Genomic DNA, 21,937 nt, shown 5'->3' with positions numbered 1-21,937 from the left:
AGGTCAGCCCGCACCCGGTGCTCGCGCCTGCGCTGACCGAGACGTTCGAGGGAGGCGCCGCCGCGGCGGGCGCGGTCGTCGGCTCGCTGCGGCGCGACGACGGCGACCTCGCACGCATGCTGATGTCGCTCGGCGCGCTGCACGCCCACGGTCAGCGCGTCGACCTCCGCGCGTGCTTCGAGCTGCTCGGCGACGTGGCGAGCGGCGAGCCCGGGAGGCAACCGCGCCTCCGGCGGGTCGACCTGCCGACGTACGCGTTCCGGCGCCAGCGATACTGGCCGGAGGTCCGGCCGCGCCATGCGGCGCCGCGGAGCACCCGCGCTGCCGGGGAGCACCCGCTCCTGGGCGTACCGTTCGTATCCTCGCTGCACCCCGAGGAGCGGCTCTGGGAGCAGCCTGCGCTCATCGACGCTGCGCCGTGGCTCGTCGAGCACCGGCTCGGCGGCGAGGCGATCTTGCCGGGCGGGGTGTACCTCGAGATGGCGCTCGCAGCGGGCGCCGCGCTGCACGGCGCGGACGGATTCGAGCTCGCCGGCGTGCGCTTCGAGCGGATGCTGTCGCTGCCCTGCGGCGCGCTCCAGGTGGCGATCGCGCGGGAGGCGGGACGCGCCACGGTGGCGATCGCGTGTCGCGCGGAGGGAGCGGAGGCGTGGACGCGCCACGCGGTCGCGGAGCTCCACGTCGCGCCGCGGACGCGGCAGCCGCGCGAGACGACGCCGGCGGAGATCCGGACGCGCTGCGCGGGCGTCGTGGACGCGGCCGAGCACTACGCGCGCATCGAGCAGCTCGGCGTGGCGTACGGACCCCGGCTTCGCAGTGTGGAGCGGATCTGGGTGGGAGACGGCGAGGCGATCGGCCTCGTGCGCGTGCCGCCGGAGCTGTCGGGCGAGACGGCCGACTATCAGGCTCATCCGGCGCTGCTCGATGGTTGCTTCCAGGTGATGATGGCGCTGGTGTGCGCGCGTTCGGCGGAGCGCACGCTCGTGCCGATCGGGTTTGCCCGCGTGCGGATGCACGCGCGCCCGCCGGCGCAGGTCTGGGTGTACGTCCGCGGCGACGCGCGAGACCTGAAGCTCGCGGTCCTCGACGACGACGGCGGCGTTCTCCTCGAGCTGGGCGACGCGCAGCTCGTGCCGCTTCCGACCGCGACCGATCCGTTCGACGACTTCGTCCACGGCGTGGCCTGGCGTCACCGCGAGCTGCCGATCGAGGCTCCTGCGCAGGCGCGGCCTCGGGAGCGAGCGCCGTGGATCCTCCTCCGCGACGCGCACGACACCGGCGCGGGGCTGGCGCAGGCGCTGCGCGCACGGGGCGAGGCGTGCATCGAGATCGACGCGGCCGAGCCGGTGGAGCTCTCCAGGCTGCTCGCGGGCGCCTGTCGCGGCGTGGTCCACTGCGGGAGCCTCGATTCCGCGCCCCGGGCAGAGACGACGCCCGCGACGCTCGAGGCGGATCTTCGCCGCGGAGCGCACGCAGCGGTGGTGCTGGCGCAGGCGATCGTGCGGCGCGCGTTCCGGAACCCGCCGCGGCTGATCCTGGTGACGCGCGCGGCGCAGGCGATGGGGACCGGTCCGGTCTCGGCGGCCCAGGCGCCGCTGTGGGGGCTTTCGCGCGCGGCGGCGATGGAGCACCCGGAGCTCGAGTGGACGTGCATCGATCTGCCGGCGGTGCCGCTGTCCGGCGAGGCAGATCTCCTGGCGCGCGAGCTCCTCGCGGGCGACGGTGAGGAGCAGATCGCGCTGCGCGCGGAGGGCCGGTTCGTGGCGCGTCTGGTGCGGACGAGCCTGGGCACGCCGGCGCAAGCGGGCGCGCCGCCGGCGAAGATCGCGGCGGATCGGACGTACCTCATCGCGGGCGGGCTGGGCGGGCTGGGCCTCGTGCTGGCGCGCTGGATGGTCGAGCAGGGCGCACGTTCCCTGGTGCTGGTGGGCCGGAGCGCGCCGGGGGAGGCTGCGCGAGTGTCGATCGGCGCGATGGAGGCGCTGGGCGCGAAGGTGCTCGTGGTCCAGGGGGACATCTCGCGCCGGGCCGACGTCGATCGGATCGTCGGTGCGATCTCGCGCGATCTACCGCCGCTGCGCGGCGTGGTGCACGCCGCGGCGGTGGTGGCAGACCGCACGGTGCTGGAGCTTGCGGACGTGGAGCTCCTGGCCACCGCGAGGCCGAAGATCCTCGGCGCGTGGAACCTGCACGAGGCGACGCGGGAGATGCCGCTCGACTTCTTCGTGATGTACTCGTCCATGGCGTCGGTCCTCGGCGTGCCGGGGTTGGCGGCCTATGCGGCGTGCAATGCCTTCCTCGACGCGCTGGCGCATGCACGCGCCGCAGAGGGGTTGCCGGCGACGAGCATCCAGTGGGGCCTGTTCGCGGAGCTGGGCGTGGCGGTCGAGAACGGCCGCGGGCTCCGGCTCTCGGCGCGGGGCATCGGGGCCCTCACGCCGGCGGAGGGCACCGAGCTGTTCGGCCGCGTGCTCGCGCACCCGCGCGCCGAGGTGGCGCTGTTCCGGCTCTCGCTGCGCCGGTGGCTCGAGGCGACGCCGCAGGCGGCGGGTACACGTTACCTCTCCGAGCTGCCGGTCGAGCTGGCTCGCCCCGCGGGGCCTGCGCCCTCCGGGCTCCGCGAGGTGCTGGCGAAGGCGCCGCCGGCGGACCGCGTGGATCGGATCGCGGCCCACGTGATCGAGCAGCTCGGCCAGGTCCTGCGTGTTCCACCGGCGCGCATCGATCGCGGCACGCCGTTCCAGAGCCTGGGCCTGGACTCGTTGATGAGCCTCGAGATGCGCAACCGTCTCGAGAAGAGCCTGGGGCTCCGGCTCCAGCCGACGCTGTTTTTCACGTTTCCGGCGGTGCAGCCGCTGGCCCAGCACCTGCTTTCGTGTCTGGACCTCCCGGCGGCCGAGGCCCCCTCGGTCGCCCCGCTCCCCGCACCGGACGGTGATGGGGTGGAGCGCGGCCAGCACGAGCCGCTGGCGATCGTGGGGATGGCCTGCCGGTTTCCGGGGGGCGGTGACAGCCCGGACGCCTACTGGGATCTGCTGGTGCGCGGCGTCGACGTGGTTCGCGAGATCCCGGCCGATCGGTGGCCGGCCGAGGCGCTCCCCGGCGACAATCCCGCGGCGCGATCCGCGGCGCTGCTCGATCGGGTCGATGGCTTCGACGCGGCGTTCTTCGGCATCTCGCCGCGCGAGGCCGAGAGCCTCGATCCGCAGCAGCGTCTCTTGCTCGAGATCGCGTGGGAAGCGCTGGAGGACGCCGGGCAGCGGCCGGAGGCGCTCTCGGGCACCGCGACGGGCGTCTACGTCGGCTTCAACTCGCTCGACTACCAGCATCGGTTGATCCTGCGGGGCACCTCCGACGTCGACGCGTACAGCGCCCTGGGCAACCTGCTGAGCACCGCGAGCGGCCGGATCTCGTACACGCTCGGGTTGCAGGGGCCGAGCATCTCCGTGGACACGGCGTGCTCCTCGTCGCTGGTCTCGGTCGCGCTGGCGTGTCAGGCGCTGCGCGCGGGGGAGTGCGATGTGGCGATCGCGGGTGGGGTCACGCTCCTGCTGTCGCCCTACACGATGGCGATGGTGGCGGGGACCCAGGCGTTGTCCCCGGATGGTCGCTGCAAGACGCTGGACGCGCGGGCGAACGGCTTCGTCCGCGGCGAGGGCTGCGGGCTCTTGGTGCTCAAGCGGCTGTCGGACGCACAGCGCGACGGCGACCCCATCCGCGCCGTGATCGAGGGCTGGGCGGTGAACCAGGACGGGCGATCGGCCGGCCTGACCGCCCCCAACGTGTTCTCGCAGCAGGCGCTGCTCCGCACGGCGCTGGCACGCGCGCGCGTGTCGTCCGACGAGGTGGGCTACGTGGAGATGCACGGCACGGGGACGCCGCTCGGCGATCCGATCGAGGCGGCCGCGCTCCGCGAGGTGATCGGCGGGCCGCGGACCGATGGCTCGCCGTGCGTGCTGGGCGCGGTGAAGACGAACCTCGGGCACCTCGAGGCCGCCGCGGGCGTCGCCGGGCTGATGAAGGCGGTGCTCTCGCTCGAGCACGAGGTGATCCCGAAGAACCTGCACTTCCGGACGCTGAACCCGAGCATCTCGTTCGAGGGCACGCCCTTCACGATCCCGACCGAGGCGGTGCCCTGGCGGCGCGGCGACCGGCGCCGTGTGGCCGGCGTGAGCTCGTTCGGGATCAGCGGGACGAACGCGCACGTGGTGCTCGCGGAGGTGCCGGCCGTGACGGCGGCGCAGACGGAAGCGAAAGCTCAGCCGGAGCTTTTGGTGCTGTCGGCCCGGAGCATGGGGGCGCTGGAAGCACAGGCAGGGCGGCTGGCGGCGCACCTCGGGGCGCATCCCGAGCTGCCGCTCGGCGACGTGGCGTTCAGCCTGGCGACCACGCGCAGCGAGCTGCCGCATCGGCTCGCGGTGGTGGCGACCGCGCGTGAGGCGCTCGCGGAGTCGTTGTTCGCGGTGGCGCGAGGTGCGTCGCCGGCGGGCGTGTCGCGCGGGCGCCTCGGCGCCGGCGGGCCAGGCCGCGTGGTGTTCGTGTTCCCGGGTCAGGGCGCGCAGTGGATCGGCATGGGCCGGATGCTCCTGACCGAGGAGCCGGTCTTCCGCGGCGCGCTGGAGGCGTGCGATCGGGCGATCCGGGACGAGGCGGGGTGGTCGGTGCTTGCGGAGCTCGGCGCGGACGAGGCGGGCTCGCAGCTGAGCCAGATCGACGTGGTGCAGCCGCTCCTGTTCGCGATCCAGGTGGGGCTCGCCGCGCTGTGGCGGTCGCGCGGCATCGAACCGACGGTGGTGATCGGCCACAGCATGGGCGAGGTCGCGGCTGCGCATGTGGCGGGCGCGTTGTCGCTCGAGGACGCCGCGGCGGTCATCTGCCGACGCAGCCGGCTGCTCCGGCGGATCAGCGGGCGGGGAGAGATGGCGGTCGTGGAGCTGCCCGCGGCCGAGGCCGAGGCGGCGCTTTCGGGATACCAGGATCGGCTGAGCGTGGCGGCGAGCAACGGCCCACGCTCGACGGTGGTGGCAGGTGATCCGGGTGCGCTGGGCGAGGTGATGGCGGCGCTGGAGGCACGGGGCGTGTTCTGCCGGCGCGTGAAGGTGGACGTGGCCAGCCACAGCCCGCAGGTGGACGCGCTGCGCGAGGCGTTGCTCGCGGACCTGTCCGGTCTCACGCCGCGCCGTTCGGCGGTGCCGATGCGCTCGACGGTGACCGGGGTGGCGGTGGAGGGACAGGAGCTCCTGGCCTCCTACTGGGCCGACAACCTGCGGCTGCCGGTGCGGTTCGTCGAGGTCGTGCAGGCCCTGCTCGCGGACGGCCACGGGCTGTTCGTGGAGGTGAGCCCGCATCCCATCCTGGTGCCGGCGATCGAGGAGCTGCTTCACGCGGCGGCGCGGCAGGGCCTGGCGGTGGGCTCGTTGCGCCGCGGCCAGGACGAGCGCGCGGCGATGCTCGAGGCGCTGGGCGCGTTGTGGGCGCGAGGTCACGTCGTGGCCTGGGATCGGCTGTTCGACGCCGGTCACCGGCGCGTGCCGTTGCCGACCTACGCGTGGCAACGAGAGCGGCACTGGATCGAGGCGAAAGCCGGCGCCGAGGCGAGCCGCGGCGGTCGTGGCCACGCGGGCGGCCACCCGCTCCTGGGCGAGCGTCAGACGCTCTCGATCCAGCCCGGGACCAGCCTCTGGGAGACGACCCTGAGCGCCCGGCGCTTGCCGTGGCTCCGCGATCACCGGATCCATGGCGTGGCCGTGTTCCCGGGCGCGGCGTTCCTGGAGATGGCGCTGAGCGCGGAGGTCGTCGGCCAAGGTCCCTGCGAGCTCGCCGGCGTGACGCTGTCGCACGCCCTGGCGTTCTCGGACGACGCGGCGGTGACGGTGCAGATGGTGACGACCGGCGAGCCCGCCGGCCTGCGGTTCCAGATCGCGAGCCAGGTGCCGGGCGCGGAGCGCGGCTCGTGGCAGGTGCACTGCCGAGGCACGCTGGACCGGACCCCGCGCGCCGAGGTGCCGGCGAGGCTCGACCTGGAGGCGCTGCGCGCTCGGCTCGAGGTCGACGCACCGATCGCGACCTTCTACGCGGAGCTCGCCGCGCGGGGGGTGCAGTACGGCCCGGCGTTCCAGGGGCTCGTGGAGCTCTGGCGTGGAGAGGACGAAGCGCTGGGGCGCGTCGAGCTCCCCGAGGCCGCTGGCTCGCCGGCGGCCTACCGGCTGCATCCGGCGCTGCTGGATGCCTGTCTGCAGGTGGGCAGCCAGCGGGACGGCGAGCAGGCGCCGTGGGTGCCGGTCGAGGTGGGCGCGCTGCGGCTGTGGCGCCGGCCGATGGGGGAGCTGTGGTGCCATGCGAAGCGTCGCGCGGTGCAGCCGGGAGGCCGGCGGAGCCTCGACCTCCGGCTGGCGGATAGCGCGGGTGTCGTGGTCGCGGAGATCTCCGGCCTGGTCATCCAGCAGCTCGCCGAGGAGCGCCGCCCGCGCGAGGCCGAGGACGAAGGGTTCCTCGAGCTCGACTGGGAGCGCGCCGCGGTGGCCGCGCCCGCACGCGTGGCGGGCCGGTGGCTCCTGCTCGGCGGAGGCGAGCTCGGCGCCTCGACGCGTGCGGCGCTCGAGGCCGCGGGACACCTGGCCGTGCACGCAGCGATCCCCGAGGACGCCGCGGGTGCGCGTGCGCTTTTCGGGGCGGTGTTCGCCGGGCAGCTCCCCACGGGGGTGGTGCACCTGGGCAACCTCGAGGCGGGCGGCGAGCTCGACACCGACGCGATCGAGACGGCGCTCGCGTGTGGCTGCGACAGCGTGCTTGCCACGGTGCAGGCGCTGGCCGTGGCTGCCGATCGAGACCTGCCGCGCCTGTGGCTCGTGACCCGAGGCGCGCAGTCGCTCGGCGGCGGCCCCCGGCATCGGGTGGCAGCCGCGCAGGCGATGGCGCTGGGGCTGGGCCGCGTCATCGCGGCGGAGCACACGCGCTTGCGTTGCGCCCGGGTCGACCTCGATCCGGACCACCCCGCGGGGGAGATCGACGCCGTGCGAGCGGAGCTCCTGGCCGACGACGCCGAGGACGAGGTGGCGTGGCGCGGCGGCGAACGCCACGTGGCACGGCTGCAGCGCCGATCGCTCGAGCGACGCCGCGCGCAGGACCTGCCGGCAGGCGCGCGCGTCCGCCGAGACGGTAGCTACCTGGTGACCGGCGGCCTGGGCGGGCTGGGGCTCTCCGTCGCCGGATGGCTGGCGGAGCAGGGCGCCGGCCACCTGGTGCTGGTGGGGCGATCCGGTGCGGCGACTCCGGCGCAGCAGGCCGCCGTGGCGGCGCTCGAGGCGAAGGGCGCGCGCGTGACGGTGGCCCGCGCGGACGTCGCCGATCGGGCGGAGCTCGAGCGGGTGCTGCACGAGATCGGCGCGTCCGGAATGCCGCTCCGCGGCGTCGTCCACGCCGCGGGTGTCCTCGACGACGGGCTGTTGTTGCAGCAGACGCCAGCGCGCTTTCGCGCGGTGATGGCGTCCAAGGTCCGGGGCGGCTTGCACCTGCACGCGCTCACGCGCGAGCTGCCGCTGTCCTTCTTCGTGATGTACGCATCGGCCGCCGGGCTCCTGGGCACGCCGGGGCAGGGCAACTACGCCGCGGCCAACGCGTTCCTCGACGCGCTTTCGCACCACCGGCGGGCGCTCGGGCTCCCGGCGCTGAGCATCGACTGGGGCGCTTTCTCCGACGTGGGCCTGGCGGCGGCGCAGGCGAACCGCGGCCAGCGGCTGGCCGCCGGCGGGGTACGGAACATGACCCCCGAGGAGGGCATCGGGGTGCTGGCCCGCCTGCTCGAGAGCGACCATGCGCAGATCGGGGTCGTACCGCTCGATGTGTCGCGGTGGGCAGACCTCCACCCGGCGGTGGCCTCGTCGCGGCTCTGGTCGCGGCTCCGGTCCACCAGCCGAGGGGGCGCCGAAGGGCGCGCGGAGGATCACGCGCTGCTCGATCGACTGACGATGGCCGGACCCGCCGAGCGGACCGCGCTGGTGCGGGCGGTGCTCCGCGCGCAGGTCTCGCAGGTGCTGCGCATCCCGGAGGAAAGGCTCGACCTGGAGGAGCCGCTCACCAGCCTGGGAATGGACTCGTTGATGGGCCTGGAGCTGCGCCATCGCCTGGAGGCGCGGTTCGGCATCCAGCTCTCCGCCACCTTGTTGTGGCGATATCCCACGGCCTCGGCGATCGGGGAGCACCTCCTCGAGGAGCGCCTCCGGGTCGCGGTGCAGTTGCAGTCGCCCGCATCACCTCCGGGCACGCCGAGCTCGGCGGCAGACGACGAAGAAGAAGGGATACTATGAACCTCACGGAGATCCTGCTCGCTGCCGAAGCTCGCGGGGTGAAGCTGCGGGTCGAGGGCGAGAACCTGGTGTTCAAGGCGCCCAAGGGGGCACTGACGCCGGAGCTCCGCCAGGCGATCACCGATCAAAAGGCGGAGATCATCTCGTTCCTGCGAGCCGGCGACGCCCCCGCCAGAGCGCCGATCCCTCGCGCATCGGCGCCGGAGACGGAGCCGGCCCCCGTCTCGGCCGGTCCTGCGCGGCTCTGGTTCCTCGATCGGCTGGTGCCCGGGAGCTCGCTCTACAACGTTCACGTCGAGCTGCGCATGAAGGGCGCGCTCGATCGCGCCGCGCTCGAGGCGAGCCTGGCCGCGGCTGCGGAGCGACACGCGATGCTGAGGGCCACGTTCCCCGAGCTTACCGGGCGGCCGAGCCTCGTGATCGGCCCCCACGCGCGGGAGCTGCCGATCATCGATCTGCGCGCCTTCGCAGGCGATCGGGAAGCCGAGCTCGCACGACGCGCGACCGAGCGCGCCGCCCTACCGTTCGATCTCGCCCGGGGGCCGCTGGTGCGACCGACCCTGATCGCGCTCGGCGACGAGGACCACGTCCTCCTCCTCGTCCAGCACCACATCATCACGGACGGGTGGTCGCTCGGGGTCCTGTTCCGCGATCTGGCCGAGCTCTACACGAGCTCGCGCGAGGGGAGGCCCGCCCGCCTCCCCGAATTGCCGGTTCGCTACACGGACTTCTGCCGGTGGCAGGAGGTGGCGCTCCAGGGCGAGGGCATCCAGCGGTCGACGGTGTGGTGGAAGCAGACCCTCGCGGGGCTGCCGCAGCTCGAGCTCCCGGCGTCGCGGACGGCGGCGCGAGGCCCGAGCCACGCCGGCGACGCGTGCTCGTTCACGCTCTCGGCGGAGCTGACCGCGGCCCTCAAGGAGCTCGCCCGCCGCGAGTCCTGCACGCTGTTCGTGGCGCTGCTTGCGGCGTGGGCGATCTTGTTGCACCGCTATTCCCAGCAGGTGGACTTCGGGATCGGCACGGTCGCGGCGGGACGCGACCTCCCCGAGCTCGCCAACCTCTACGGCTTCTTCGCGAACACACTCGTCTTGCGGTGTGATCTGTCGGGCGATCCCGAGGGCGTGACCTTGCTGCGCCGGCTGCGCGGCGTCGTCGAGGCTGCGCTTCAGCACCAGGACGTGCCGTTCGACCGGATCGTGAGCGCCGCCGGCGCCGCGCGCGGCCGGGATCTCAATCCGCTGTTCCGGACCAGCTTCGTGCTCGAGAATGCGCCGCTTCCGGATCTCGCCGTTCCGGGGATGTCGTGGACCGTGCCGCCGGAGCGGGCCGGCGGCGGCGTGGACGGCACGACCAAGTTCGAGCTCGGCCTGATGATGGTGGAGACCGGCGGACGGCTCGCTGGGCGGCTCGAGTACGCGACCGATCTGTTCGATGCCCCCGCGATCGAGCGCATGGTGGGCCACTTCCAGGTGCTGGCCGAGGGGCTCGTCGCCGAGCCGGGCCGGCGGATCTCGGAGCTGCCGCTGCTCACCGCCGCGGAGCGGCGCGAGCTTTCGACGTGGAACGAGACGGCGATGGCGGTCCCGACGGATCGCTGCGTCCACGAGCTGTTCGAGGCCCAGGCCACGCGGACGCCCGACGCCGTGGCGGTGGTCTTCGAGGACCGAGCGCTCACCTATCGAGCGCTGGACGAGCGCGCGAACCAGCTGGCGCACCACCTCCGGTCGCTGGGGGTAGGGCCGGAGGTCCTGGTCGGGCTGTGCGTGGAGCGATCCGCGGAGATGGTGGTGGGCGTGCTCGGGATCCTCAAGGCGGGCGGTGCCTACGTGCCGCTCGACCCCAGGTACCCGGCCGATCGCCTGGCGTTCATGATCGACGACGCGCGGGTGGCGGTATTGCTCACCGAGGCGCGAAGCTCCCAGCCCGCGCCGGCGCGCGCGGCGCGCGTGGTGCGGATCGACGTCGACGCGGCCGAGATCGCGGCGTGGCCTGTGACGGCGCCGCCACCCCTGGCGACCGCGGATCACCTCTCCAACGTCATCTACACCTCGGGCTCGACCGGCAGGCCCAAGGGCGTCGAGCTGCTCCACCGGGCCATGGTCAACGTGCTCCACGCCACGGCCGCGCGGCACGGGATCGCGGCGTCCGATCACCTGCTCGCTGTAAACAACATCTCGTTCGACTTCGCAGGGCTGGACATCTTCCTGCCGCTCATGGCGGGCGCGCGGCTGGAGATCGCGCCTCGCGCGCTCGCGCTCGACGGCGCCGCGCTCGCCCGCCGGCTCGACGAATCGTCGTCGATCACGATCATGCAGGCCACGCCCTCGACCTGGCAGATGCTGGTCGACGCGGGCTGGAAAGGCCGTCCCTCCTTCCGGCTCGTGGCCGGCGGAGAGGCCGTGTCGCGGGAGCTACGCGATTGCCTCGTCGCGCGTGCCGGGGCGGTGTGGAACATCTACGGGCCCACCGAGACGACGATCTTCTCGTGCACGCAGAAGCTCGACGCCACGGACGGACCGGTGTTGATCGGCCCGGCGATCGCCAACACGCGGCTCCACGTGCTCGATCCTCGCGGCGCGCCCGTGCCGGTGGGGGTGACGGGGGAGCTGTTCATCGGCGGCGCCGGGCTCGCGCGCGGGTACCTCGGGCGCCCGGAGCTGACGGCGGAGCGGTTCGTCCCCGATCCGTTCTCGCCTGGCGAGCGGCTCTACCGCACCGGCGATCTCGTCCGCTTTCGGCCTGACGGCGCCCTCGAGTTCGTCGGGCGCGCCGATCATCAGGTGAAGATCCGGGGCCACCGGATCGAGCTCGGCGAGATCGAGGCCGCGCTCTCGGCCCACCCGGACGTGCGCTCGTGCGTGGTGGTGCCGCAGGACATCGCGGGCGACCGGCGCCTCGTGGCGTACGTGGTGCTCGGCGAGCCCAACCCTTCGCAGCGCGCGCTGCGGGACCACCTGAAGGCCACGTTGCCGGACTTCATGGTGCCGTCGGCGTTCGTCGTGCTTCCCGCGCTGCCGATGTCGCCCAACGGCAAGGTGGACCGGATCCGCCTGCCGGCCCCGACCGTGGCTCGTGACGAGGCGGCGGAGCCGCCGGCCGCGGAGGAGTCCGAGCTGGAGCGGACGATCCGCGAGATCTGGCAGGACGTCCTCGGGATCCCGTCGGTGGGCCTCACCGACAACTTCTTCGACGCAGGCGGACACTCGCTGCTCCTGACCCGGGTCCGCGCGCGGTTGCAGCAGGCGCTCGGGCGTGAGCTCACGATCGTCGAGCTGTTCGAGCACCCGACGATCGCCTCGCTCGCCCGCCACCTCGCACCGCTCCCGGTTGCCACCGGCGAGATCGCGGGGTTGCCGCCGCTCGAGCTCGAGCCCGACGCCCGGCATCTGCCGTTCGAGCTCACGCCGCTCCAGCTCGCGTACTGGGTGGGCCGTGGCTCGTTCTACGAGCTCGGCGGGGTCGCGTCTCACGCGTACAGCGAGCTCGATCTGCGCGGGCTCGACGTGGCGCGCCTCGAGCGCGCGCTCGACAAGGTGATCACGCGCCACGACATGCTGCGCGCGGTGATCGACGCCGATGGCCGGCAGGTCGTGCTCGCCGAGGTGCCGCGGTTCACGATCGAGCTCGTCGAGCCGCCGAGCGAGGCGCGGTTGCTCGAGCTGCGCGACGCGATGTCGCACCGCGTGATGCCGGCGGATCGCTGGCCGCTGTTCGAGCTGCGCGCGGCGCACCTCGGCGAGGGGGTGGTCCGGCTGTTCATCGGCCTGGATGCGTTGATCGCCGACATGCACAGCATCCAGGTGATCTTGCAGGAGGTGGTGCGTTGCTACAGCGACGAGGCCGCCGAGCTCGCGCCGCTCGGGCTCACGTTCCGGGACTGTGTCCGGTGGTCCACGGAGGCCCTGCGCAGCGAGCGCGGCGAGCGCGACTGGGCGTACTGGCGCGCCCGGACGGGCACGCTGCCGCCCGGGCCGGAGCTGCCGCTCGCGGTGCCCCCCGAGGCGATCGGCGTGCCGCGCTTCGAGCACCATGCGCGCCGGCTCGATGCCGCGACGTGGAGCGCGCTCGAGGCACGCACGACGCGGCACGGGCTGACACCATCGAACGTCCTGCTCACCGCGTTCAGTGAGGTGCTCGGGGCGTACAGCCGGTCGCCGCGCTTCACGGTCAACCTCACGTACTTCAACCGGCCGCCGGTGCACGCCGAGATCGGCCAGATCGTGGGCGATTTCACGTCGGTGCTGCTCGTCGAGGTCGACCTCACCGGCGGCACGAGCTTCCTGGCGCGGGCGCGCCGGCAGCAGCACCGGTTGCTCGAGAGCATGGACCACGCGCTGGTCAGCGGCGTGGACGTGATGCGCGAGCTCGCGCGCCAGCGGGGCGCGAAGGCCGCGCGGTTTCCCGTCGTGTTCACCAGCGGCCTGGGGGTCGGCGAGCTGCTCGGCGATCAGGTCATGTCGGGCGTCGAGCTCGTCGGCGAGCCGTACGGGATCGCCCAGACGCCGCAGGTCTGGCTCGATCATCAGGTGTTCGAGCTGCGCGGCGAGCTGCAGATCAACTGGGACGTCGTCGCCGGCCTGTTCCCCGCCGGGATGATCGACGTGATGATCGACGCGTACCTCGATCTGATCCGCGCGCTGGCCGAGCGCGACGAGGCGTGGACGGCGCCGGACCTGGTGGCGACCCCGCGGCGCGAGCGCGAGCGCTTCGCCGCGATCAACGCGACGGCCGGCGCGACCGGGGACGGGCTGCTCCACGACTTGATCGAGGCGCAGGCCGGGCGCTGTCCGGACGCACTCGCGGTGGTCGATGCCGAGCGCCGGCTCACGTACCGCGAGCTGGTGAGCCTCGGGCGGCGGCTGGGCCGGGAGCTCCGCGCGCGCGAGGTGGCGCGCGACGAGCTGGTCGCGATCGTGATGGACAAGGGCTGGGAGCAGGTCGTGGGCGCGCTCGGCGTGCTGCACGGCGGCGGTGCGTACCTGCCGATCGCGGCGGAGCTGCCGGAGGCGCGGCGGGACGAGCTGCTGGCGCAGGGCGGGGTACGCGTCGTGCTGACGCAGCGGCGGCTCGCCGCGTCGGCGTGGCCGGCGGGGGTCACGGTGATCGCGATCGGCGAGGGGGAGCCGTGGATGGCGCACGACGCCGGTCCGCTTTCGCCGCTGCGCACGCCGGCCGATCTGGCGTACGTGATCTTCACGTCCGGATCGACCGGGCGGCCGAAGGGGGTCGCGATCGAGCACCGGAGCGCGCTCAACACGATCCTGGACGTCAACGAGCAGTACGCCGTGGGGCCCGCGGATCGGGTGTTCGGGCTCTCGTCGCTGTCGTTTGATCTGTCGGTGTGGGACGTGTTCGGGGTGCTCGGGGCGGGGGGCACGCTGGTGTTGCCCGAGCCCGGGGCGCTGCGTGATCCCGAGCGGTGGCTCTCGTGGCTGCGGGACGAGGGCGTGACGATCTGGAACTCGGTGCCCGCGTTGCTCGAGATGCTGGTGGAGCACGCCGAGGCGCTGCCGGGGACGCTGCGGCTCGCGCTGCTCTCGGGGGACTGGATCCCGGTGACGCTGCCCGAACGCGTGCGCGCGTGTGCGCCCGGCTGCCGGGTGGTGAGCCTGGGCGGCGCGACCGAGGCGTCGATCTGGTCGATCTGGTATCCGATCGATCGGGTCGATCCGAGCTGGGTGAGCATCCCGTACGGCCGGCCGATGCGGAACCAGACGTTCCACGTGCTGGACGAGCGGCTGCATCCGCGGCCGGTCGGGGTGGCCGGTGAGCTCTACATCGGCGGCATCGGGCTGGCGCGCGGCTACTACGGGGATCCGGTGCAGACGGCGGAGCGGTTCGTGACGCACCCGATGACGGGCGAGCGGCTGTACCGGACGGGGGATCTGGGGCGCTGGCAGCCGGAGGGCACGATCGAGTTCCTCGGCCGGCAGGACCACCAGGTGAAGATCGGCGGCTACCGGATCGAGCTCGGCGAGATCGAGCATCACCTGCTGCAGCATCCGCAGGTTCGGCGCGCGCTCGTGGATGCGCGGGGAGAGCGCCACGCGCGGCGGCTGGTGGCGTACGTGGAGCCGGGCGACGAGCAGCGGCTGGTCCCCGAGGCGGTGCAGCGCTGGCTCGCCGAGCGGCTGCCGGGCTACATGGTGCCCGCGCAGGTGCAGGTCCTGTCCGCGCTGCCGCTGACGTCGAACGGCAAGGTGGATCGCGCGGCGCTGGCCGGGCTCGACCTCGGCGAGGCGAAGGTCGAGCCCAGCACCAAGGTGCAGGCCCCTGGCTTCGAGCGCGCCCGGCACAAGCTCGAAGCAGGCTTCGCGTTCGACGCGGCGAGCGGGGCGCGGGGCGCGGCGCTCGACCTCCCGTCCGCGACGCTGGCGTCGCCGTGGCCGCGCAAGAGCTACCGCACGTTCGAGGGCGAGGCGCCGCGCGCCGACGCCCTCCACCGGATCGCGACGACGGCGCCCCGGCGCTCCGGCGCCCCGGTCGCGCTCGATCGCGAGCTCGTCGGTGGGTTGCTCGGGGTGCTCGCGCCGGTGGCATCCGACCGCGATCCGTTCCCGAAGTATCGCTACGCCTCGGCGGGCAGCCTCTACGCCGTCCACGCGATCGTCGACGTCCCTGACGGGATCGCGGGGCTCGCGCGCGGGCGCTACGGCTACGATCGGGTGCGGCATTGCCTGGTGGCGCTCGGATCGCTCGCCGCGGAGGCGCCGTTCGCCGTGCACCTCGCGGTCGAGCGAGGGCGCATCGAGGCGCGGTACGGCGAGCTCGCGGAGGCGCTCACGTGCCTCGACGGCGGGTACCTCGCCGAGCTGTTGATCGAGCGCGCCGCGGAGCTCGGGGTCGCGCTCGCGGACACGCTCGTCGCGACCGTCGCGCCGCCGGGGCTGACCCCGCTGTGCCGACTCGGGCTCGCCGAGCCGCGTCGGCCGAGCGAGGCGCCCCCGCTTGGCACCTGGCTGGTCGTCCGTCACGACCTCGCCGAGCTGCCGCGCGGCATCTACCGGCTGGGCGCGGCGCCGGCGTCCCCCTGGGAGCGGCTCGGCGCGCAGGCGCTGGCCGACGAGGACTTCCCTCACAACGAGGCGATCGCGGCGGGGGCGCCGGCGGCGCTGCTCCTGATCGGAGCGCCCGGCCCGGAGACGCGGCATCAGGCAGGTCGCCTCGGCCAGCGCTGGATGGAGCGCGCGGCCGGGCTGGGCGTCGGGATGTGTCCGGTCGGCCGCGTGTCGCGCGGGCCGCTCGGATCCCTGCTCGAGCCCGGTCAGGAGATCGTCCATGCGTTCCTGGTCGGCGGGATCACCGCGGAGCAGGCGCGCGCCGAGCAGTCGAGCGAGCCACATCGTACGGCGCCGCGCGTCGCGGCACCGCCCCACGATCGAGACGAGCTCGCCGCGCGGATCGCCATGATCGCCGCCGAGCGGCTGGGGGTGGCCACGGTCGAGCTCGATCGATCGCTGTTCGATCAGGGCGCCAGCTCGATCGGCATGGTCCAGATCCATCGCCGGCTGCGCGATGAGCTCGGCCTCAAGTTCCCGATCGTCGAACTCTTCAACCACTCGACGATCGCGGCGCTGGTGCAGTACCTGGACCCGCCGAGCCTGTGCGACGACGGCGCCGCGCCGGCGGCCCCGGCCGGCGACCCCTGGGCGGACCGGCTGTCCGCCGAGCAAGAGGGGCTCTGGTTTATCCAGCACAGCGCGCCCGACCACGCCGGCTACAACGTGGCCGTCGCCCTGCGCATCGAGTCGGAGTCCGAGCATGCCCCGGTGCTCCGCCGAGCGCTGCAGGCGCTCGTCGACCGGCACGCCCCGCTGCGCACCTCGTATCCGGAGGTGGACGGCGTCCCGCGCGCGCGAATCCACGCGGATCGCGCCGCCCCGCTCGTCGAGATCGAGGCGGAGGGGCAGGGCGTGGCCGAGGTGCTGCGCGCCGCCGCCGTCGTGCAGCAGCGCCCGTTCGACCTCGCCGTGGAAGGTGCGTTCCGGGCGTGCCTCTACCGGATGGGGCCGCGCGAGTCCGTGCTGCTGCTGTGCATCCACCACATCGCCATCGACGCGTGGTCCGTGGCCGTGATGCTGCGCGAGCTGGTCCGGCTGTACGCCGCGGACGGCGGGCCGAACCCGCTACCGGAGGTCGAGCACACCTACCAGCAGTTCGTGAGGTGGCAGCGCGATCTGCTCGCGCAGCGCGCCGACGAGCTGCGCCACGTCTGGCTCGACGAGCTCGCGGGCGCGCCGTTGGTCCTCGATCTCCCGACCGATCGTGCGCGCACCGCGGGTCGGCCGTTCCTCGTCGAGACCCGGCGGCACGTCCTGGGGGCGGCGCTGACCGACGAGCTACGCAGGCTCGCGCAGAGCCAGCGCACGTTCCTCGCCACGATCCTGCTCGCGGCCTACGAGGTCTTGCTCCACCGCTACACCGGCCAGGAGGATCTCTGCGTGGGCTTCGGCGTGACCCGGCGCGACCGGGCCGAGCTCGCCGGCACCTTCGGGTACATGGTCAACCAGCTCGTCATCCGCTCGCGGCTCGACGCGAGCGATCCGCCGGACTTCCTGTCCCTGGCGCACGCGACCCGCGATCGCGTGCTGGCCGCGATGGACCGGCAGGACTACCCGTTCCCGTGGCTGGTGAAGGATCTGCTCACGAGCCGTGACCCCAGCCGCGCGCCCGTGTTCCAGGCCGCGCTCGTGTTCCAGGGAGAGGCGCCGGACGCCGAGGGCGGCCTCATGACAGGTGCGCCCGTCCTGGCCGGCGGCGCGCGGTTCTCGGTCGTCCACGCGCGGCAGGCGGCCAGCGAGCTCGATCTGCTCCTCGAGGTGATCGAGGGCCAAGGCGGGCTCACGCTCGATCTCCACTACAGCGCCGACCTGTTCGACGCCGGCACCATCGACCGACTCGCCCGCCACCTGGAGCGCCTGCTCGAGGCCGCTGTCGCCGATCCCGGCTGCTCGGTCGCGCGGCTCCCGATGCTCACCGACGACGAGCGCCACCAGCTGCTGGTGGCGTGGAACCGGACCGATGCCCCGTTCTCGAGCGAGGCGTGTATTCACGAGCTGTTCGAGGCGCACGTCGATCGCGCGCCCGACGCGCCCGCCCTCGTCGATCTATGCGACCCGGCCGACCCGGCCGCGGGGCCCCACGGCGCAGCCATCACCTACCGGGAGCTCGATCAGCGCGCCAACCGGATCGCCCACCGCCTGATCAGAGCCGGCGTCGGGCCCGAGGTGCGGGTGGGCGTGTACCTGCGGCGCGGGGCCGATCTGATCGCCTGCCTGCTCGGCGTCCTCAAGGCCGGCGGGGCCTTCGTGGTCCTCGACCCCGAGCACCCGCGATCGCACCTCGCGTTCCTGCTCGAGGACGCCGGCGCGCCCGTGGTGCTCACCCACGCGTCCCTGCGCGCCGCGCTGCCCGAGACGCCCGCCCACGTGATCGAGATCGATCACGAGCTCGCCGGCGAGCCCGGCTCCCGGCCGCGGCGTCGCGCGACGCCGACGAGCCTCGCCTACCTCTTGTACACGTCGGGCTCGACCGGGCGGCCCAACGGCGTCCTGATCGAGCACCGCGGGCTCGTCAACGCCATCGAGGCGTTCATCCGGATCATGGAGACCGGGCCCGGCGCGCGTCACGCGCACGCGCTGTCGCTCAACTTCGACGGTGCACTCGGTCACCTGTTCACGGCGCTCTGCTCCGGCGGCGCGGTCTACCTCGCGCCCCGCGAGGGCGAGCACCTGGGCGGCCTCGTCGAGCTGATGGCGCGCGAGGCCATCACGCATATCGTGCTGGTCCCCTCGGTGCTCGCGGCGCTGCCGGACGCCGAGCTGCCCGCGCTGCAGACGCTCCTCGTCGGAGGCGAGCGCTGCACGGCCGAGCTCGTCGCGCGCTGGGGGCGCCGGCGCCGGTTCATCAACGTGTACGGTCCCACCGAGGCGACGATCCTGGCCACCGCCACGCGCTGCGTGGCCGACGGGGCCACGCCGTCGATCGGCAGGCCGCTCCCCAACCTGGCGACGTACGTCGTGGATCGCTTCGGCCAGCTCGCGCCGCCCGGCGTGGTCGGCGAGTTGTGGCTGGGCGGCGTGGGCGTGGCGCGTGGCTACTTCAAGCGGCCCGAGTTGACGGCGCGCAAGTTCATCGACAACCCGTTCGGGACCGGGCGGCTCTACCGCACCGGGGACCTCGTGCGCCTGCGCGGGGGCGGTGACCGGCCGCCGGTGCTCGAGTTTGTCGGCCGCGCGGACCACCAGGTGAAGATCCGCGGCCACCGGATCGAGCTCGGGGCGGTGGAGAGCGCGCTGCGCGCGTCCTCGCAGGTGCGCGAGGCCGTCGCGATTGTGCGCGACGCCGAGGGGGCGTCGCCTCGTCTCGTCGCCTACGTGACCCTGGTCCACCCGACGCCGCCGGACGATCCCACGCCGGGCCACCGGCATCGAGAGCTCGCCGCGGAGCTGATCCGCGAGCTGCGCGAGGCGCTGCCGCCGTACATGGTGCCGGCGGCGGTCGTCGTGCTGCCAGCGCTACCGCTCACCCTCAACGGCAAGGTGGACGTGCGGGCGCTGCCGCCGCCGGAGCGCTCGCCGGGCACGCCGGAGGAACCGGCCGAGCCGCGGACCGAGCCGGAGCGGAAGCTCGCCCAGGTCTGGCGCGAGGTACTCGGGCTCGAGCGGATCGGGATCCACGACAACTTCTTCGAGCTGGGCGGGGACTCGATCCGCAGCATCCAGGTCATCTCGAAAGCGCAGGAGCTCGGGATCGCGCTCCGCGCCGCCCACATCTTCGAGCATCAGACCATCGCGCAGCTCGCCGCGGTGGTGGGGGCACAGGCCGCCTCTGCGGACCAGGGCGCGGTCTTCGGCCCGGCGCCGCTGACCGCGATCCAGCGCTGGTTCTTCGCGCAGGATCGCTCGGCGCCGAACCACTTCAACCAGGCATTTCTCCTCGAGACGCCTGCCGACGTGGACCCCGACCTCTTGCGGCAGGCCCTGCAGCACGTGCAGTCGCACCACGACGCGCTGCGCATGCGGTTCGTGCTCCGCGGATCGTCCTGGCTCCAGGAGGGGCTCGCTTCGCTCGATGCGGTCGCGTTCGAGGTGGTGGATCTCTCGTCGCTCGCAGCCGGCGCGCAGCGCGCGGCAATGGACCTGGTCGCGGCGCGCCTGCAAGGCAGCCTCGACCTCTCGGCCGGCCCCGTGATGCGGGCCGCGCTGTTCACGTTGGGCTCGCCGGGGACCGGGACGGATCGGTCGGGCCGGCTGCTCTGGGTCATTCATCACCTGGTCGTCGACGCCGTCTCGTGGCGGGTGTTGATCCCGGATCTGAGCACCGCATATCAGCAGCTCGCCGCGGGACAGGCCGTGCGGCTGCCGGCCAAGACGACGTCGTTCAAGCGCTGGGCGGAGCGCGTGACCGCGTACGCCCGCACCGCGGCCTTCGAGGAGGAGCGCGCGATCTTGGCGCTCGCGCCGCCGGCCGCGCTCCCCGTCGATCGGCCGACCGGCCGCAACCGCAGGGAGTCGGCCGCGGAGGTCGTCGTGTCCCTCTCGCCGGAGGAGACCCGCACCCTGATCGCGGACGCGCTGAGGCCGTACAACCTCGGCGTGCAGGACGTCCTCTTGACGGCCCTCGCGCGGACCGTGGCGCGCTGGACCGGCTCGCTCGACGTCTGGATCGATCTCGAGGGGCACGGGCGCGAGGAGCTGTTCGACGACGTGGATCTGTCCCGTACCGTCGGTTGGTTCACGTCGCTGTTCCCCGTGCGCCTCCGCCTCCCCGACGGCGATGACCCGGCCGCCGCGCTCGTGGCGGTCAAGGAGCAGCTCCGGGCGGTGCCGCGGCGAGGCATCGGTTATGGCCTCCTGCGCTACCTGAACGACGAGGGAGCGGCGCTGCCTTGGCCGGCGCCGCAGATCAACTTCAACTACCTGGGACACCTCGGTGGCGAGCGCGACGCCGCCGGCGGCCTTCGCCTCACATGGGAGAGCGCGGGTCCGCGGGAGGCCGGGGGCGGGACGCGGAGCCACGTCCTCGAGGTGAACGCCGTGGTGGCCGGTGATCGCCTCGCGGTCATCTTCGGCTACAGCCGCGATCTTCACGAGGCCGCGACCGTCGAGCGGCTCGCGAGCGAGCTCGTCGAGGAGCTCGGGTGCCTGCTCCGCCACGGCATGGCGCCTGGCGCCGGCGGCTTCACGCCCAGCGACTTCCCGTTCGCCGGGCTTTTGCCCCAGGAGCTGCGCGTGGTGCAGGGCCGACTCGGCGAGACCGGGCGCTCGAAGCTCGAGGCGATCTATCCGCTCACGTCGTTCCAGCGGGAGATCCTGTTCGAGACGCTGAACGCCGGATGGTCGAGGATGTACATGACGCAGGCGGCGCTCACGTTCGAGGGAGCGCTGGACGTCGCCGCGCTCCGGTCGGCGTGGGAGCAGGTCGTCCGGCGGCACCCCTTGCTGCGCAGTTGCTTCTTGTGGGACGGCCTGACGGCGCCGGTCCAGGTGGTGCTGCGAGACGTGCCGGTGCCCTGGGACGAGCGCGACTGGCGCGGGGTGCCGGATCAAGAGGCGAGGCTCGCCGTGCTCGGCGACGAGCTCGTCGCCCGCGGGCTGCCGCTCGACGCCGCTCCGATCATGCGGCTGACGCTGATCCGGACCGCCGACGAGCGCTACGAGCTGCGCTACGACTGCCACCACGTGCTGACGGACGGGTGGAGCCTGGGCGTGATCCTGCGCGACCTGTTCGAAGCCTACCAGGACGCGCGGGGAGGCCGGCTCCCAGGCGTCGCCGGAGCCGGGACACGCGTGGCGGGATCCTACGACAGCTATCTCGGGTTTCTCGGGCGCCAGGACCTGGAGCGCTCGAGGACGTTCTGGCGCCGAGCGTTGCACGGTGTGGAGGCGCCGACCCCGCTGGTCATGGAGCGGAGCCAGCCGGCCGGTGCACACCGCGTCTGCGTGCACCAGATCCACCTGGACGAAGGCACGACGGCCCGGCTACGAGCCGTGGCGGATGCCGAACACATCACACTGCACACCATGCTCGATGGGGCGTGGGCGTTGCTGTTAGGCCGGAGCTCCGGTCGCGAGGACGTCCTGTTCGGCACGACGAGCTCGGGGCGTGAGGTCGGCGTTCCCGGGATCGAGGACCTGGTCGGGCTCTTCATCAACGTCTTGCCGACGCGCGTCCGTATCGAGGAGCGCCAGGACGTCTGGACGTGGCTGCGCCGGCTGCAGGCGGAGCAGGTGGAGGCGCGCGAGCACCAGCACCTCTCCCTGGCCGAGCTCCAGCGAGCCGCCGCGGTCCCTGCCGAGAGCCCGCTCTTTCGCACCATGGTGGTCTTCGAGAATTACCCTCTCGATCTCCGCATCTTCGGCAGTGCCGGGCTCACTGTGAAGCTAGGATTTGCAGCCGGCGGGCCTACCCATTATGCGCTGGCGGTGGTTGGCATGCCGGGCCCGGGGCTCGACATCTACATCCAGTACGACCTCGCCCGCTTTGACGCCGAGAGCATCGGCCGGCTGGTCGTGGGCCTCGAGCAGCTGCTCCGCGGAATGATCGGCACACCTGCGCCAACGCTCCGCGCATTGCTCGCGCTGCTGGGCGACGATGCTTGGCCGAGCTCGGCCTCATCGCCGTCGTGA

2 protein-coding genes (1 of these 2 cut by a window edge) are annotated in these 21,937 nt (G+C 73.3%); both read left to right on the top strand.

Annotated features, from left to right (window positions below; all coding sequences use genetic code 11):
- Window positions 1-8,306, top strand: the 3' end of a protein-coding gene (locus POL67_RS33790) for a type I polyketide synthase (RefSeq protein WP_271924734.1). Its footprint begins 12,463 nt before the window's first position; the window shows 8,306 of its 20,769 coding nt (coding positions 12,464-20,769); its start codon lies off the left edge, out of view; the stop codon is at window positions 8,304-8,306.
- On the top strand, window positions 8,303-21,937 hold the full coding sequence (locus POL67_RS33785; RefSeq protein ID WP_271924733.1) for a non-ribosomal peptide synthetase: 13,635 nt from the start codon (window positions 8,303-8,305) through the stop codon (window positions 21,935-21,937). The genes POL67_RS33790 and POL67_RS33785 overlap by 4 nt, the downstream gene beginning before the upstream one ends.

This window comes from Polyangium mundeleinium, from assembly GCF_028369105.1.
Taxonomy (GTDB): domain Bacteria; phylum Myxococcota_A; class Polyangia; order Polyangiales; family Polyangiaceae; genus Polyangium; species Polyangium mundeleinium.
Note: the sequence above shows the minus strand (reverse complement) of the source record. Positions and strands in the feature narration are given on the sequence as shown.

Bases quoted from the DNA above. Each gene is read 5' to 3' on its own strand.
- POL67_RS33785 (WP_271924733.1), top strand. From the start codon at position 8,303: ATGAACCTCACGGAGATCCTGCTCGCTGCCGAAGCTCGCGGGGTGAAG.